A 15,070-nucleotide genomic window follows, 5' to 3' on the forward strand; every position below is an offset into this window, starting at 1 on the left:
AACCAGGCACGCACGCTTGCGGAACTGACGGCCGACTTCAGGGAACCGAAGAAGACCGCCCCCAGAATCGCCGATACCCTCGCCGCCCTCGAAGACCTCGGCCTATTGCAACGCGAGGGCGAGCGGTATCGTTTGGTCCGCCGTTAGCGCGACCCGCGTTGGGCACCTGACCTCAGCGCCAATGTCAATCCCTTTATCAGCCGCTTGCGGCTCCAGCGGTTCGACAGATGAACGCACGCGATGACCGCCTAAAGGCTGCTTCACTGGCTCGCCAGCACCGACGCACATCCGCTGATCGCCAGTTCGGTGTTCCATTACGAGTTCGAGTACATCCATCCCTTCGCCGACGGCAATGGCCGCATGGGGCGGCTGTGGCAAAGCTTGATTCTCGCCCGCTGGAATCCGCTGTTCGCCGACCTGCCGGTCGAGAGCCTGGTCCACGCGCACCAGCATGCGTATTACGACGCACTGCGCGAGAGCACTGAACAGACCGACTCGGCACCCTTCATCCGCTTCATTCTGCGCATGATCGAGGCGGCGCTGCGCAGTTCGACCCCCCAAGTCACCCCCCAAGTTACCCCCCAAGTCGGCAAGCTCCTGCGGTTACTCGACGACGAGTTAAGCCGCGAAGCGCTGCAGGAGAGGCTGGGACTGAAAGACCGGCAATCCTTCCGCTCCCGCTATCTCAAGCCGGCGCTCGCGGCTGGATTGATCGAGATGACCCGGCCCGACACACCCAATAGCCGCTCACAGCGCTATCGACTGACCGCAGCCGGGCGGGGATCATCCGGGAAGCAGGATAGGCTGTCTAACAGTATCCGCTAATATCTTGATGCGATTGCCCTGGCCGCGCAGGCCGACAATGCCGTCCCACGCCTCCTGGTCCAGCGACACTTTATTCTGGCGGGACAACTGACCAATCGGCCCCTGCACACTGAGTTTGAGATCGCTGTCCAGCGTCAAATAGCGCGCGCCGGCCATCAGATCGAGCGCGAAGTCGCTGCGGTCGATGACCTGGTAACTGTCCGGGCTGGTCGATGCCGTCAGGCTGATCGGGCCAACCGCTGAGCCGTCCGGCAGCAGCAGACCGGATCGGTTGACGCCCGCGTTCCCTTCCAGCGCCGGCAACCAAAGGTAGGGGGTGACGCGGAACTGCCAGCCGCTGCCCGTCCCCTCGGCGATCACGGCGGTTGAGGCAAGCAGCAAGCCCAGCGCAGAAGTGCAGGCAGCGGAGAATAAGCGCAGACGACATGCGGGCATTGGCATTTTCGGAAGCGGTACAGAAGGAGAGACCGCATTTCCCCCCCTCACCACAGCCTGGAAAAGCATAATTCGCGACAAATTCCGCACAACTTCAGACCGGCGTGCGGGTAGTCTCGCTGACCGAGAGCAGCGTATCGCGCAACCTCTCGCCCTTCCTGCTTTCTGGCGGACGGTGTCGCCGCTCAGGCGACGGGAGATCGCCTATCGCTCGGCGATCACGGCGGATGCGGCGGCTGAGGCAATTTCGCTTCGGTTGCGGCCCGTGCGCTTCGCGCGATACAGCGCCGCGTCAGCTTGTTCGATCAGGGCGTTGGCAGTTTGGGTATGGTCGGGAAAACTCGCCAGCCCAAGCGACAGCGTTGCCTGGATGCGGACCTCGCCCCACGCCAGTTCGCGGGCGGCGAAATCCTGGCGTATGCGCTCGGCGCGCTCGAAAGCGATCTCCGGGGCGATGCGCGGCAGCAACAGCAGGAATTCCTCGCCGCCATAGCGACAGACGATGTCGCCCTCGCGGACCCCCGCTTGCAGGCACTGGGCCAGCATCTTGAGCATCTCATCGCCGGCCTGGTGTCCCCAGGTGTCGTTGATACGCTTGAAGAAGTCAACATCGACCATGGCGACGGCCAAGGAATAGCCCTCGCGCTCGGCGCGGGCAAATTCGCGTGGCAAGGTCTCGTCGAGATAACGCCGGTTATACAGGCCGGTCAGCGGGTCGCGAATTGCCTGTTCGGCAAGAATCTCCTGCAGGCGAGTGATTTTGTTGAGGTTCTGTTGCAGTTCCTGGTTCGCGGCCTGCAGCGCGCGCTCCATGGCCCGCTGCCCGCTAATATCGCGCTTGACGGCGACGAAATACTCAATGGCGCCCTGCTCGCTCTTGACCGGCGAGATGGTCATTTCCTCCTCGTAATACTCGCCATTTTTGCGCCGATTGATCAACTCGCCGCGCCAAATCCGACCGGCTAAGACGGTCTGCCAGAGCTGCGCATAAAACGCCTTGGCGTGTTTGCCGCTGTTCAGCAGCCGGGTATGACGCCCTTTCACCGATGCCGGATCATAACCAGTTTGCTCGGTGAAGGCGGGATTGACGTACAGCAGGTGGCCTTGTGTGTCGGTGATGACGATGGCGTCGGCTGCCGCCTCGATAGCGGCAAGGCGGGTCCGCAACTCAGACTCCAGCGCCCTGCGTTCGGAGATGTCGCGCGTGATACCAAGGAGCTTCACGGGCTGACCAGCCGGGTCGAGCAGATAGGTGGTCACCACTTCTGTTGGCACGATGTGACCGTCGCGATGGGGTTGATCGACCTCTGTGGTGACATAAACCGCCTCGGTATCGCCCGCCAACAGGCGCTCAATAGTCTCGCCAATGAGGGCCGTGACCTTTTCCGCCGATTGCGGCGTGAGGGCATCTTCCATGGGTTGCGCGATCACCTCCTCGGCGGTAAAGCCACGCAGGCGTTCGACCGAGGGACTGACATACTCGAACCGCTGACTGGCCAGGTCGAGCATCCAGATGACATCGCCGCTGTTCTCGGTGAGCAGGCGATGCAGTGCCTCGCTCTCGGCGAGTTCTTGATTTAACCGCTCGCGCTGCGCAATCTCCCCGTGTAGACGTCGATTCAGGCTCTGTACGCGCCAGCTCAGCAAAGCCAATGTCAGCGCCGTCGCCACGGCCAAAACCAGCGCGGCGATCAACCCCGGGTCGACGCGATGCGTGACAGCCTCATAGAGAAACCCATCCAAGGGGAAGTGCTTTGGCAGCATGCCCAGCGCGGCATAGGTATCGGCGATATGTCGCCAGCGACCGGGGTTGATATGCCCAATCGCGACCAGATCCGGGCGCATCAGACGCCGGCTTTCCTCGGCCTCGAAGCGATAGTACGCGCGGCTGAGGTCTTGGGTGTTGTACTTGACCATGATCAGCTCGATGCTTTCATCGATGTGCTCCATGGCGTAGTGCCAGCCTCGCAGACTGGCGTCGAGAAAGGCGCGGGTGCGCTTGGGGTTGGATTTCAGCTCAGATTCGCTGGTAAAGAGGATGTCGCCATAGAAATCGATGTCGCCCGCGCGGGCCGAGAATTCATTGAAGGCCAAACCGGCCTCGCGCAACAAAAACGGTTCGGTGGTGGAATAGGCCGAGATCGCCACCACCGCGTTGCTGAGCAGCGCCTCAATGCCCTGGCTATGGGGCAAGATCTTCAGCCGGTCGGGCTTGACGCCTTCCTTCAGGAACAGGGCCAGGATCTCGGCCGAGCCAGGCTCGAGCATGATCGGCTGTCCGACCAGTTCGTGCAGATTGCTTGCGCGATCGGCGCGGGCCAGCAGCTCGAACGGCGAGTGCTGGAAGATCGGCGCAAGGGCGACGACCGGCTGCGTCTGTCGCGCCAGCAGCAGTTCGCTGCTCGCGATGCCGAACTGCGCCGCCCCGGAGATCACCTCGGCGACGGGATCTGTGTGCGCGTCGGCCTCGACGAGGCGAACATCTAACCCCGCGTCTTGGTAATAGCCCTTTTCCAACGCCATGTAGTAGCCGGCGAACTGAAACTGATGGCGCCATTTCAGTTGTAGGGTCAGGCTGTCCTGGGCAAGAGCCGGGAATGCGGTACACAGCGCGATACACAAAAAGGCCAAGCGTACCAGGGCAACGGCACGCCTTTTACCGCTCGCGCCATCGGCTCGCTCTCTGGCCACGCAGACAATCCCGCTCTTCATAAGGCTCCCTTGGCCGGGCCAAAAACCGAATGATAGCCGCTGACCAGTTCTACCCCCATATTTTTTGCGCGACAGGGTCCGACGACCATGACCCCCTGCAGCCGCTGTCGGGCTGGGATCTCGACGAGATCCTGCGCCTGATCGACCAGAAGAAGAACTTCCTCCATGCCCCGCGCTCAGTGAAGGCCTTGTAATGACCAAAGACCAACTCAATGATGTCAGCGCAAGCCAGTCAGACCTCCAGAAGCAGTGGCGGGATGGTCGCCATGCGTCTTTCGCCAGCTCGCGGCGGTCACGCCTGACCAATGACGAAAGGCATGAGAGAAAGGCCCACTGCCCGCATAGCCGAGCGCGTAAGCAATGTCGCCGACCGACAGCTGGGTATCACGCAACAACTGCCGCGCAAGATCATAGCGCGCTCCGGCGAGCAGCTCGGCGAAGGTGACGCCCTCTTCGCGCAGGCGGCGATTGAGGGTGCGCGGGTGCAGCGCAAAGAGTTCCGCGACCTCCGCGCGGTCTGGGCCTGACCGACCGCGGCACGGCCCGGAAACCAATAACCGCAAGATCACGCGACGGACCTTATCCAAAAAACCAGGACCATAGAGGCTGCCAAGCGATTCAAGATCGGACTTGGCCTTGGCGTATTGAACCGCATCGGCGCTGGCGCAAGGACGCTTCAGATCGGAGGCGGGAAAAAGGATCGCCGCCTGCTGCGCCGCGAACCGCAGCGGCGCTTTGAAATGCTGCTGGAATGCGGCGATGTCCGTCGGTTCTTGGCGAAAGAATCGCACCTCGCTGGCACGCCAGTCAGGCCCGCACAGCTCCGCGATCATGTTGCTGGCAATGGCCAGTGCGCCGTCATAGATATGGTCCGTCCCGACCACATCAGTACACCACAGCGTATAGCCGAACCGTGCCTGCTGCCCATCGACGCAGAGGTACGGCACCGCGCCCCGATCATGCAGATGCAAGTACAGCATCAGCAGGCGCAGCCCAGCCCCGAGCGTCGGCGCCAACCGCGTGGCCCGGCCAACTGGGCCAGCGACATCCAGCCCCGACTGCCGACCCAGCGCCAGACCGGGGTAGGCGCATGCAGTCGTCGCCGCGACATGCTCCAGCAAGCGCCCGACGGAGCGAAATGCAATGGTGTTGTCGACATCGTCGAACAGTTCCGGATGACAACCCAGGGCGCGGATGACGACATCAGGGTCAAGCCCTTCACGAGCCATCAGACCGGGCAAGTCCCGCACCACGGCCATGCGCACCATGCCCTCGGCCGGCAGACCGAGCGCCGCCAATCGGGGCCTCTATCACGCCGACGGCCAGATCCAGGGCGAGGTCTACGCCTACGGCTCCTTCCTCCAAAGCAAGATGTACCGGCACGGCGTGACCTGCACCGACTGTCACGACCCACACAGCCTGACCCTCAAGGTCCCCGGCGATTTGGTGTGCGCTCAGTGCCATCAGCCGCAGCGTTACGCCAGCGAGCGCCATCACCATCATCCCGCTGGCTCCACGGGCGCCTCCTGCATCGCCTGTCACATGCCGCAGACGCTCTACATGGTGGTCGACGCGCGCGCCGATCACAGCCTGCGCATTCCCCGCCCGGATCTGACGCGCAAGCTCGGTACACCCAACGCCTGCAACGGCTGTCATGCCGACCGCAGGGTCGCCTGGGCTGAGCAGGCGACCCTGGACTGGTACGGCCCGTCCCTCAGCCGGCGTGCGCATTTCGGCGAAGTCCTCCAGGCCGGACGCACCGGCGCGCCCGCTGCCGACGCCCGACTTCTGACCCTGGCGGCGGACGCCGAGCAGCCGGGCATCGCCCGCGCGACGGCGCTGAGTCTGCTGAGCGGCCCGCTGGATGCCGCGCGGATGGAACGCCTCCGCCCGCTGCTGAACGATGCAGACGATCTGGTGCGCGCGGCGGCGCTGGGCGTGCTTGATCAGGCCGATCCGCACACCCGGATGGCGCTGGCCTGGCCGCTGCTGGACGATGCCGTGCTGGCGGTGCGCGTTGAGGCGGCGCGGGTTCTGGCGCCCCTGGCCAGTGGCGCGCCGGCCGACTTGAATGAAGACGCCCGGGCGCGTCTTGCGCTGGGGTTGGAGGAGTATCGCGCAACCCAGCTCGCCAATGCCGAGCGTCCCGAGTCGCATCTCAACCTCGGCCTACTGGACAGCGACCTGCAACGGCCCGAAGCGGCGGAGCAGGCCTATCGCACAGCGCTGCGGCTCGATCCGACCTTTGCACCCGCCTATGTCAATCTCGCCGATCTGTACCGCGCGCTGGGTCGAGACAGGGATGGTGAAGCACTCCTCCAGCAGGGTCTGGAGCGCCTGCCGGACGCGGCCAGTCTCCATCATGCGCTCGGGCTGCTGAGGGTCCGGCAGGGGCAGTTCCCCGCCGCGATCCAATCCCTTACCCGCGCCGCCGCGCTTGCGCCCGAGAACACACGCTATGCGACCATCCACGCGCTAGCCTTGGAGCACGCACGAGGCAACAATGAACGCAGGCGGCCCTGAGTCGGTCACGCACGACCACAGCGTCAGTTCAGGAGGGTTCAGTAGCCCTGCTCGCCCAGCACATATCGATTCCCCATTCCCTTGCAATCGCGCGATCCGCTGCTGGCGTTGCGATTCCCAGGCGTCGACCGGATTAAGGTCGTTCCAGGCCGCGAACAACTGCTCATCCTGGCGTGACAGTCGGAACCCGTAGGTATCGCGCATGTACACTCAGATTGTGCCTCGGGAGTTGAGGGACAGCAGGGAACAGGCCGCGTGCGACTCCACGCGTACCCCGCTTGTCAGGATCGCTCAATCGGCCTAGACTCAGGTGTAATACATCTTTGTATTACACGGGCTAGGCGATGACACTCTCAATCCGACTCGATCAGCAGACGCAGGAGGCACTGCGTCAGCATCTGGAGCAGTCAGGCGTTACCCAATCCACCTTCGTGCGCGAGGCGATTCGTGAAAAGCTCGCCCGTTATGCGCCCGAGGCATCAACACCGTATCAGCTGGGCGAACCCTTGTTTGGCCGCTATGCCAGCGGCGAAACCAACCGCAGCCAACAACGCAAGGCATTGATTCGGGAGCGGCTGGATGCAAAGCATCGTCGTTGACAGCGGCCCGCTGATCGCGCTCTTCGACGGCTCCGATCGCTTTCATCAGGCGGCGCTGGCCTTTATCAAGGCGCAGCCCGGACCGCTGATCACGAACCTCCCGGTGATCACCGAGGTGGTCTACATGCTGGATTTTGCCAGCCAGGCGCAGCGGGACTTTCTGTTCTGGGCGGAATCGGCACTGCTGCTGGATACCGAGACCGCGAACGACCTGCCACGGATTCGCGCCCTGATAGAGAAGTACCACGACCTACCCGCTGATTTCGCCGATGCTTCCCTGGTCGCACTCTGCGAGCGGCGGCGTATCATGACGGTTGCCAGCGTCGATTCCGATTTTACGGTCTATCGCATGCAAGACCGGCGCGGTTTCCACAACCTCTTTCATGCGTTCGGTTAACCCCGCCTGGACCAAACCGCCTGGTCCTAAGCGCCCTGCGGCGGTCTCTATAACCAGCATCCGCAGAAGCACAAGACAACCACCATGACCAACACCTTCGACGCCTTCGATCTCGACGAGCCGCTGCAGCGCGCGATCGCCAACGCCGGCTGGCAGCAGCCGACACCGGTACAGCAGCGGGTGATCCCGGCCGTGCTCGAGGGCCGCGACCTGCTCGCCTCGGCGGCCACCGGCTCCGGTAAGACCGGCGCCTTTCTGCTGCCGATGCTGCAGCGCCTCAGCGAGGAGCCGGCGCCCGATGGCGGCATCCGCGCCCTGGTGCTGGTGCCGACGCGCGAGCTGGCCAGCCAGACCCAGAGCGAATTCCTCAGCCTCGGCAGCCGCACCCGACTCACCTCCACGGTGATCGTCGGCGGTGAGGATCGCGGTCGCCAGGTCTCGGCGCTGCGCAAGAACCCGGACCTGGTCATCGCCACTCCGGGCCGACTGCTCGAGCATCTCGAGACCGGCGAGGCCGATCTGACGCAGCTCAGCTTTCTGGTGCTCGATGAGGCCGATCGCATGCTCGACCTCGGCTTCGCCGCCGACGTCATCAGCATCATTGGCGCCAGCAATCGCGAGCGCCAATCGCTACTGTTCTCGGCCACGCTCAAGCATGGCGGACTGCGCCCAATCACCGATCATCTGCTGAACAATCCGCTGGTGATCGAGATCGACGCCATCCGCGCCGCGCATCCCGATATCAGCCATCAACTCATCCTCAGCGACGAACTGCCGCACAAGCAGGCGCTGCTGCTCTGGCTGCTGCAAAACGAGGCGTATCAAAAGGCGCTGGTGTTCACCAATACCCGCGCCCGCGCCGATGCCATCGGCACCTTCCTGGTCGGCGAGCAGGTGCGCGCCGCCGTGCTGCATGGCGAGCTCGATCAGCGCGAGCGCAAACGGGTGATGGGCCTATTCGAGCGCAGCCAGGTCTCGGTGCTGGTCGCCTCCGACGTCGCCGCGCGCGGGTTGGACCTGACCGGCGTCGAGCGCGTGATCAATCTCGACATCCCGCGCAGCGGCGAGGACTATCTGCATCGCACCGGCCGCACTGGCCGCGCGGGTCAGGCCGGCATCGCCATCTCGCTAGTCTCGGCGCCGGAATGGAACAAGATGGAGTCGATCAGCCGCTGGCTCGGCATCGAGGTCGAGCTGCGTCGCCTGCCGGGTCTCGAGGCCCTCTTCAAAGGCCCCAACCCAAAGCGGAAATCAGGTCGCAAGCCCGGCGGCAAGCTCGCGGGCAAGGCCGGCAAGAAGGCGGGCAAGACGTCAGCCAGCAAGGCCGGCAACAGCCGCCCAAGCACCAACGCCAAGACCAGCACCAAGCCTGCAGCCAAGGGCGATGCGAACTCCAGCCCCTATGCCGCCAGCCCCTATGCCGCCAACGCCAAAGGCGCAGCCAATGCCGAAGCCCCTAAGCCGAAGCAGCGTCACCGCGACCGCAAGAACATCGGCAAACGGCGACAGCCCAGCGCCTCCAGCAGTGCTGGTGTCGAGCAAATCGACGCCGGCTTCGCGCCACCCAAGCGCCGCCCCGACACTGATGGGCCTAGCCGGCCTAGCAACAAGAAGCGCTAAAACGAGCGCTGCAGCAATAAACGAGCCCCCTCGTCTCTGGTATCGTTGATCAGCGGTGGTCGGCACAACCTGATTCAGGCGTGCCGGTTGGGCTTTAGATGACAGGGTTGCGCCTTAGATGACAGGAGAGCAGGGTCCAATGCATCAACAAACCATCCTCGTCGTTGACGATGAGCCGGCCAACATCGACCTCTTGGTCGAATGCCTGAAGGACGCTTACAACGTCAAGGCCGCCACCCGCGGCGAACGCGCCTTGCGCATCGCCCGCTCGGGCGAGCCGCCCGATATGATCCTGCTCGATATCATGATGCCCGGCATGGACGGCTTCGAGGTCTGCCGGCAGCTCAAGGCCGATCTCAGCACCCGCCACATTCCGATCATCTTCATCACCGCCAAGATCGGCCTCGACGACGAGATTCGGGGCCTCGAACTCGGCGCTGTCGACTACATCACCAAGCCGATCAGTCCACCGATCGTCCAGGCCCGGGTGCACACCCAACTCGCCCTCTACGATCAGAACCGCATCCTCGACATCAAGGTCCGCGAGCAGACCTCGCAGCTGAACGAGACCCGGCTGGCGATCATCCGCCGGCTCGGACGCGCGGCGGAATACAAGGACAACGAGACCGGACTGCATGTCATCCGCATGAGTCATTTCGCCGCCATCATCGGCCGCGCCATCGGCATGGAGGAGCGCAATGTGGACCTGCTGCTGAATGCCGCCCCCATGCACGATGTCGGCAAGATCGGCATCCCTGATAGCATCTTGCAAAAACCTGGCAAGCTCACGCCTGAGGAATGGGACATCATGCGCACCCACGCCCAGATTGGCGCCGACATCATCGGCGATGCGGACGGCTCGGAACTGCTCGAGATGGCGCGCGTGGTCGCCCTGACGCACCACGAGAAGTGGGACGGCAGCGGCTACCCGAACGGACTCGCCGGCGAGCAGATCCCGCAGGTCGGCCGCATCGTCGCCATCGCCGATGTCTTCGATGCCCTGACCTCGGTACGTCCCTATAAGCCTGCTTGGCCAGTCGAAAAGGCGCTCGACCTGTTCCGTGACAGCCGCGGCACCCACTTCGATCCGGACCTGATCCCGGTGTTCCTGGAGGCGATGCCGGAGATCCTAGCGATTCGCAGCCGGTATGCGGAAGACGGCATGGTGACCTAGCGATCTGATACCAACATCGATTGGCCTAGACAAGCGTTGAGTCGCTGTCCATGGGCTCTACTTCCCCGATGATCGCCTTAGCGTGGTCACCCGACCGGGAAGCCGTTGTTGGACACTTTTTGAATATGAAGCCTGCACATGAGCGGCCTGCACATGAGCGATGACATCCCGACTCGGTTACTGATCGTCGACGACATCCCGACGATGTTGCAAACCCTGCGCTTTGCCCTCGAGGACCAAGGCTTCGAGGTCGTGGCCGCGGCCGCCGATGGTCAAGAGGCGCTGAATCTGCTCAAGCGCGAGCGTGAGCGCCTGCGCGTCGACATGGTGCTCGCCGACTGGCACATGCCGAAGATGAATGGGGTCGAACTGCTGCGGCAGATTCGCGCTAACCCGAAAACCGCCAAGCTCCCGTTTCTGATGGTGACTGGGGAGATCGAGCGCACCAAGGTCGCCGAGGCGATCAAGTGCGGTGTCACCGACTTCGTCGCCAAGCCCTTCACCTCAGAGTCACTGGCCAAGCGCGTCAGAAGCGCCCTCAAATACGGCGCCAGCGCCATGCACGTGCCAACCGGAGCTGACCCGTCCAATCCGCTCAGTCGAGCGCTGGAGGCCCAATCCGGCCCACGCCAGCGCATCATCCTCACTGTCGATGACGAGCCTGACAATATCGAGATCGTCGCCGAGGCGCTGAAACCGCAATACAACGTCAAGGCCGCGATCAACGGCCGCATCGCCCTCAAGGTGGCCGCCGCCCAGCCACCGCCCGACCTGATCCTGCTCGATATCATGATGCCGGAGATGGACGGCATGGAGGTGCTGAGCAAGCTCAAGCAGAATCCGCGCACTGCCTCGATCCCAGTCATCTTCGTCACCGCCAAATGGACCAACGACGAAGTCGCGACCGGCCTCACCGCGGGCGCGGATGACTATATCGTCAAACCGATCCAACCCATTATCCTCAAGGCGCGCATCGAGACCCAGCTGCGCCTCAAGGACGCCGCCGATGCGCTGCGTGAACAACTCGACCTCACCGTCGCGCACATCCGCCTACAAGAAGACATCGACCGCATGGTGCGCCACGACATCCGCAACCCGCTCACTGCCATCATCGGCTATGCCGACGAGCTCGGCGAGCAGGGCTACCTGACCCCGGTGCAGCAGGAGCTGCGCGAGAAGATTGAGCAGGCGGCCTTCACCGTCAGCGAGTTGGTGAACTTCTCGGTCGAGTTGTTGCGCATCGAGCGCGGCGAATACACGCCTAAGCTGGCACCGGTGAACTTGGTTGATCTGGCGCAGCGCGTGATGCGCGACCTACAGCCGTTGGCGCGTGCCGGCATGGTCGAGCTGTTGCTGCAAGAGCACGATCGGCCAGAGGCGCTGGTCGCCTCTGGCGAGCGCCTGCTCATCTACACCATCCTCGCCAACCTGATCCGCAACGCCATCGAGGCCACCGCCGCCCGCGGCAGCGTGCGCATCCGCTTCGAGCACGGCGAAGGCCAAATCAAGGTGCATGTGATGAACCCGGCCTTGGTGCCCGCCGCGATCCGTGAGCGTCTGTTCGAGAAAGGCGCCACCTTCGGTAAGGAAGACGGCTCCGGACTCGGCACCTACAGCGCCAAGCTGATGGCCGAGGTGCTCGGCGGCTCGATCAGCTTCATCAGCACCGAAAAAGAGCGCACCTGCTTCAGCGTGACCCTGCCCGCGCATCATGGTCGCTGAGCAGAGCGGGTCCGGTTCTCGTCGCCCTTGGCCGGCGCATCGCCTCCGCTACCTGCTCGCCGCATCAGCCCTCGCGATCATCCCATGCGCAGCCGCGCTCGCCGATGCCAGCCCTGGCGTCGCCGCGCTCGCACCGATCGCCTTTATCACCTGGGCCATCACCATTGGCGTCAGCATCGCGCTCACCCTTGCGCTGCTGCGCCGACTGCGCCGCGGCAGCGAGGATCATCTGATCGAGCGTCGCGGTGTCATGCTGTTGGCACTCGCGCTGGTTGGCCTGTTCCTAGCGCTGGCGCTGGCACTGGCGCAACAGGGGCTGAGCCAGATTGAACAACGCCTACGCACCGACAAGGCCGAGACGCTCTGGGCGATGAATCGCGCCACCGAGCAGGCAATGCAGATGTGGGTCGAGAACCATCAGCGCGAAACCGAGCGCATCGCCAATGATCCGCAGCTGATGCCGCTGCTCGAGGCCTTGCTCGCGGCCGCCAAGACGCCGGCCCAGCCGCTGCTCGGCAGCCCTGAACTGAAGCTGGCGCGCGAGCGCCTAACCGAGAACCGCGCCCTCAGCAACGCAGTGGATGTCTTCCTGCTTTCACTCGAAGGCCGCGTGCTGGCCGCCGCCGAGCCGGGGCAGCGCGGCGAGCTGCATCCGGTGGCACGCTGCAACCCGTTTGACTTCGCCCGACTGTTGAGCGGCGAGCGCCTGTTCATCCCGCCCAGCGCGCCGAATCAGGAGAAGACCGGCGCCGACTGCTTGCCGCAAGCGCTGTTTCTGCTCGCACCGGTCATGGATGCTCAGGGTATGCGCGCCCTGCTTGGCCTGCGACTGGACCCGGCGCAAGCACTGCGGCAGATCACCGCGTTCGGACAGCTCGGCCGCAGCGGCGAGACCTACCTGTTCGATACGCGCGGCCATCTGCTCACCCCATCCCGCTTCGAGCAGGCGCCGGTGGTCGGGTTTGAGGCCAAGCCGGGTTTGCGCATCGCCGACCCAGGCGGCGATCTGAGCCGCGGCCATCAACCAGCCGGCCCACCCGACACCTGGCCGCTGACCCGGATGACACAGGCCGCGCTGCGCGCCGAGGATGGCATCGACGCCCAAGGCTACCGTGACTATCGCGGCGTCCTGGTGATTGGTGTCTGGAGCTGGTCCAAGACGCTCGGGCTCGGCATCGCCACCGAGATGGATCTGGATGAGGCCCTGGAGCCCTATCGTGCCCTGCGCACCCCGCTGCTCAGCGCCTTAGGCGGCGTCGTACTACTCGCCTTGGGGCTGATCATCGCCCTGATCTGGCTCGGCGAGCGCGCCCGTGGCCGACTCAACGAGATGGTCGAGGAGCGCACCCATGACCTGCGCAAGTACGTCCAGGCGGTCGAGCAGAATCCGCTCTGCATCATCGTCACCGACCGCGACGGGCGCATCGAGCATGTCAACCCGACCTTCTGCCAGATCACCGGCTACAGCGCCGAGGAGGCGCTCGGCGAGAATCCGCGCCTGCTCAAGAGCGATCACACCCCGACCGAGATCTACCAACAACTGTGGTCGACCATCCTCAGCGGCCAGACCTGGCACGGCGAGCTGTGCAACTGCAAGAAGAACGGCGAGCACTACTGGGTGTCGCTCTCGATCGCGCCGGTGGCCGACGAGGTCGGACAGATCACCCACTTCGTCGGCATCGCGCAGGATCTCACCGAAACCAAGCAGATCGCCTTGGCGCTGCGCGAGGCCGAAACCACCCGCAATCTGGCCCTGGATGCCGCCGAGGTTGGGCTCTGGAGCGGTGACCTGCTGAGCAACCGCTGGAGTTGGGACAAGCGCGTCGCGCAGTTGCTCGGTCTGCCGGAAGACCAGCCAGCGACGCTCGAGGGCTGGACCGATCGCATCCATCCCGAGGATCGCGCCTGGGTACTCGCCGATTTCAACGCCAGCCTGCGTGGCGAGCGTCCGCTCGAGATCGAATACCGGGTGTGCTGGCCCGATGGTAGCGAGCACGTCATCGCCGCCCGCGGCGGCACCAGCCTGGACGACCAAGGTCGGCCAATACGCATCGACGGCGCCGCCTTCGACCGCACCGCCCTGCGTCGCGCCGAGGCCGAGAGCGAGGCCGCGCGCGAGCGCAATGCACTGATCCTCGATTCCGCCGGCGAGGGCATCATGGGCCTCGATCTGGAAGGCACCATCAGCTTCTGCAACCGCGCCGCCGGCGAGCTGCTCGGTTATGCACCGGAGGCGCTGATCGGCGTGTGCCACTGCATGCCACTCTGCACTATCGCGATGCCGACGGCCAGCCCTTCGCAGAGGCCGACTGCCCGATGAATCACACCCTGGCCGACGGTCAACGGCGCCGCATCGAGCAAGACCTGCTGTGGCGCCAAGACGGCTCGGCGCTGCTGGTCGAATACGAGATGGTGCCGATGCGCAAGGGCGGGCAGCCGATCGGTGCCGTGCTGGTGTTCAAGGACATCGCCGAGCGCGTCAGTGCTCAAAACGCCTTGATCGCCGAGCGTCAGCAGCTGCAGAACATCCTCGACTCGAGCCCGCTGAGCGCGGCCATCACGGTTGGCGGCAGCATCCGTCTCGCCAATCCGAGCTTCCAGAAGGCCTTCTCACTCTCGGTTGGCGACTCGGCCATCAACATCTACGCCAACCTCTCCCAACGCCGGCAGATGCTCGAGCACCTAGAGCGCGATGGGCAAGTCACCAACTTCGAGGTCGAGATGCGCCGCAACGACGGCAGCATCGGCTACATGCTGGCCAGCTTCGTCAAGCTCGACTACCACGGCGAGTCCAGCATCCTCGGCTGGCTGATGGACTTTACCGAGCGCAAGGCCGCGCAGCAGGAGTTGGCGCAGGCACGCGACGCCGCCGAGGCCGCCACCCGCGCCAAATCCGAGTTCCTGGCCAACATGAGCCACGAGATCCGCACGCCGATGAATGCCATCCTCGGCATGTCGCATCTGGCGCTGCAGACCGATCTCGATGCGCGCCAGCGCAATTACATCGAGAAGGCGCATCGCTCGGCCGAGGCGCTGCTCGGCATCATCAACGACATCCTGGAT

At 64.2% G+C, this 15,070-nt stretch carries 13 protein-coding genes; 10 read left to right on the plus strand and 3 right to left on the minus strand.

Annotation, left to right across the window (positions count from 1 at the left end; genetic code table 11):
- The first annotated feature begins 255 nt into the window (after positions 1–255).
- A complete protein-coding gene (locus tag VBE63_RS19185; RefSeq protein WP_323684637.1) occupies positions 256–825 on the plus strand; it encodes a Fic family protein in 570 nt (189 codons plus the stop codon).
- On the opposite strand, the gene VBE63_RS19190 is transcribed toward VBE63_RS19185, so the two are convergent.
- Together VBE63_RS19190 and VBE63_RS19195 are read right to left on the minus strand one after the other, a co-directional pair.
- A complete protein-coding gene (locus VBE63_RS19190) occupies positions 784–1,206 on the minus strand; it encodes a hypothetical protein (protein ID WP_323684625.1) in 423 nt (140 codons plus the stop codon). The two genes, VBE63_RS19185 and VBE63_RS19190, sit on opposite strands and share 42 nt — an antisense overlap.
- A gap of 258 nt (positions 1,207–1,464) precedes the next feature.
- Positions 1,465–3,951 carry a diguanylate cyclase gene (locus VBE63_RS19195; RefSeq protein WP_323684626.1) on the minus strand — a complete coding sequence of 829 codons (2,487 nt, stop codon included), beginning with the start codon at positions 3,949–3,951 and terminating at the stop codon, positions 1,465–1,467.
- A gap of 50 nt (positions 3,952–4,001) precedes the next feature.
- Here VBE63_RS19195 and VBE63_RS19200 point away from each other — a divergent pair, with 50 nt between their 5' ends.
- A complete protein-coding gene (locus VBE63_RS19200) occupies positions 4,002–4,166 on the plus strand; it encodes a hypothetical protein (protein ID WP_323684627.1) in 165 nt (54 codons plus the stop codon).
- 24 nt (positions 4,167–4,190) lie between these two features.
- On the opposite strand, the gene VBE63_RS19205 is transcribed toward VBE63_RS19200, so the two are convergent.
- Positions 4,191–5,270, minus strand: a complete 1,080-nt coding sequence (locus tag VBE63_RS19205) for an AraC family transcriptional regulator (RefSeq protein WP_323684628.1) — start codon at positions 5,268–5,270, stop codon at positions 4,191–4,193.
- Here VBE63_RS19205 and VBE63_RS19210 point away from each other — a divergent pair.
- From VBE63_RS19210 to VBE63_RS19245, 8 genes are all read left to right on the plus strand, one after another.
- Complete coding sequence (locus tag VBE63_RS19210; protein WP_323684629.1) at positions 5,230–6,495, plus strand: tetratricopeptide repeat protein; 1,266 nt, start codon at positions 5,230–5,232, stop codon at positions 6,493–6,495. The genes VBE63_RS19205 and VBE63_RS19210 overlap by 41 nt on opposite strands.
- Before the next feature lie 344 nt (positions 6,496–6,839).
- A complete protein-coding gene (locus VBE63_RS19215; RefSeq protein ID WP_323684630.1) occupies positions 6,840–7,094 on the plus strand; it encodes a ribbon-helix-helix protein, CopG family in 255 nt (84 codons plus the stop codon).
- Positions 7,075–7,491 (plus strand): type II toxin-antitoxin system VapC family toxin, encoded by a 417-nt coding sequence (locus tag VBE63_RS19220; RefSeq protein ID WP_323684631.1) that lies wholly within the window; start codon positions 7,075–7,077, stop codon positions 7,489–7,491. Before VBE63_RS19215 ends, VBE63_RS19220 begins: the two co-directional genes overlap by 20 nt.
- A gap of 84 nt (positions 7,492–7,575) precedes the next feature.
- Positions 7,576–9,111 (plus strand): DEAD/DEAH box helicase, encoded by a 1,536-nt coding sequence (locus VBE63_RS19225; protein WP_323684632.1) that lies wholly within the window; start codon positions 7,576–7,578, stop codon positions 9,109–9,111.
- A 139-nt stretch (positions 9,112–9,250) separates the two neighbouring features.
- A complete protein-coding gene (locus VBE63_RS19230; RefSeq protein WP_323684633.1) occupies positions 9,251–10,285 on the plus strand; it encodes a two-component system response regulator in 1,035 nt (344 codons plus the stop codon).
- Between the two features lie 153 nt (positions 10,286–10,438).
- On the plus strand, positions 10,439–12,007 hold the full coding sequence (locus VBE63_RS19235) for a response regulator (protein ID WP_323684634.1): 1,569 nt from the start codon (positions 10,439–10,441) through the stop codon (positions 12,005–12,007).
- On the plus strand, positions 11,997–14,327 hold the full coding sequence (locus VBE63_RS19240) for a PAS domain S-box protein (protein ID WP_323684635.1): 2,331 nt from the start codon (positions 11,997–11,999) through the stop codon (positions 14,325–14,327). The genes VBE63_RS19235 and VBE63_RS19240 overlap by 11 nt, the downstream gene beginning before the upstream one ends.
- A gap of 98 nt (positions 14,328–14,425) precedes the next feature.
- Positions 14,426–15,070: histidine kinase dimerization/phospho-acceptor domain-containing protein (locus VBE63_RS19245; protein WP_416274587.1), on the plus strand; the 645-nt coding region annotated here is incomplete at its 3' end.

This window comes from Lamprobacter sp. (assembly GCF_034860625.1).
Classification (GTDB): Bacteria; Pseudomonadota; Gammaproteobacteria; order Chromatiales; family Chromatiaceae; genus Lamprobacter.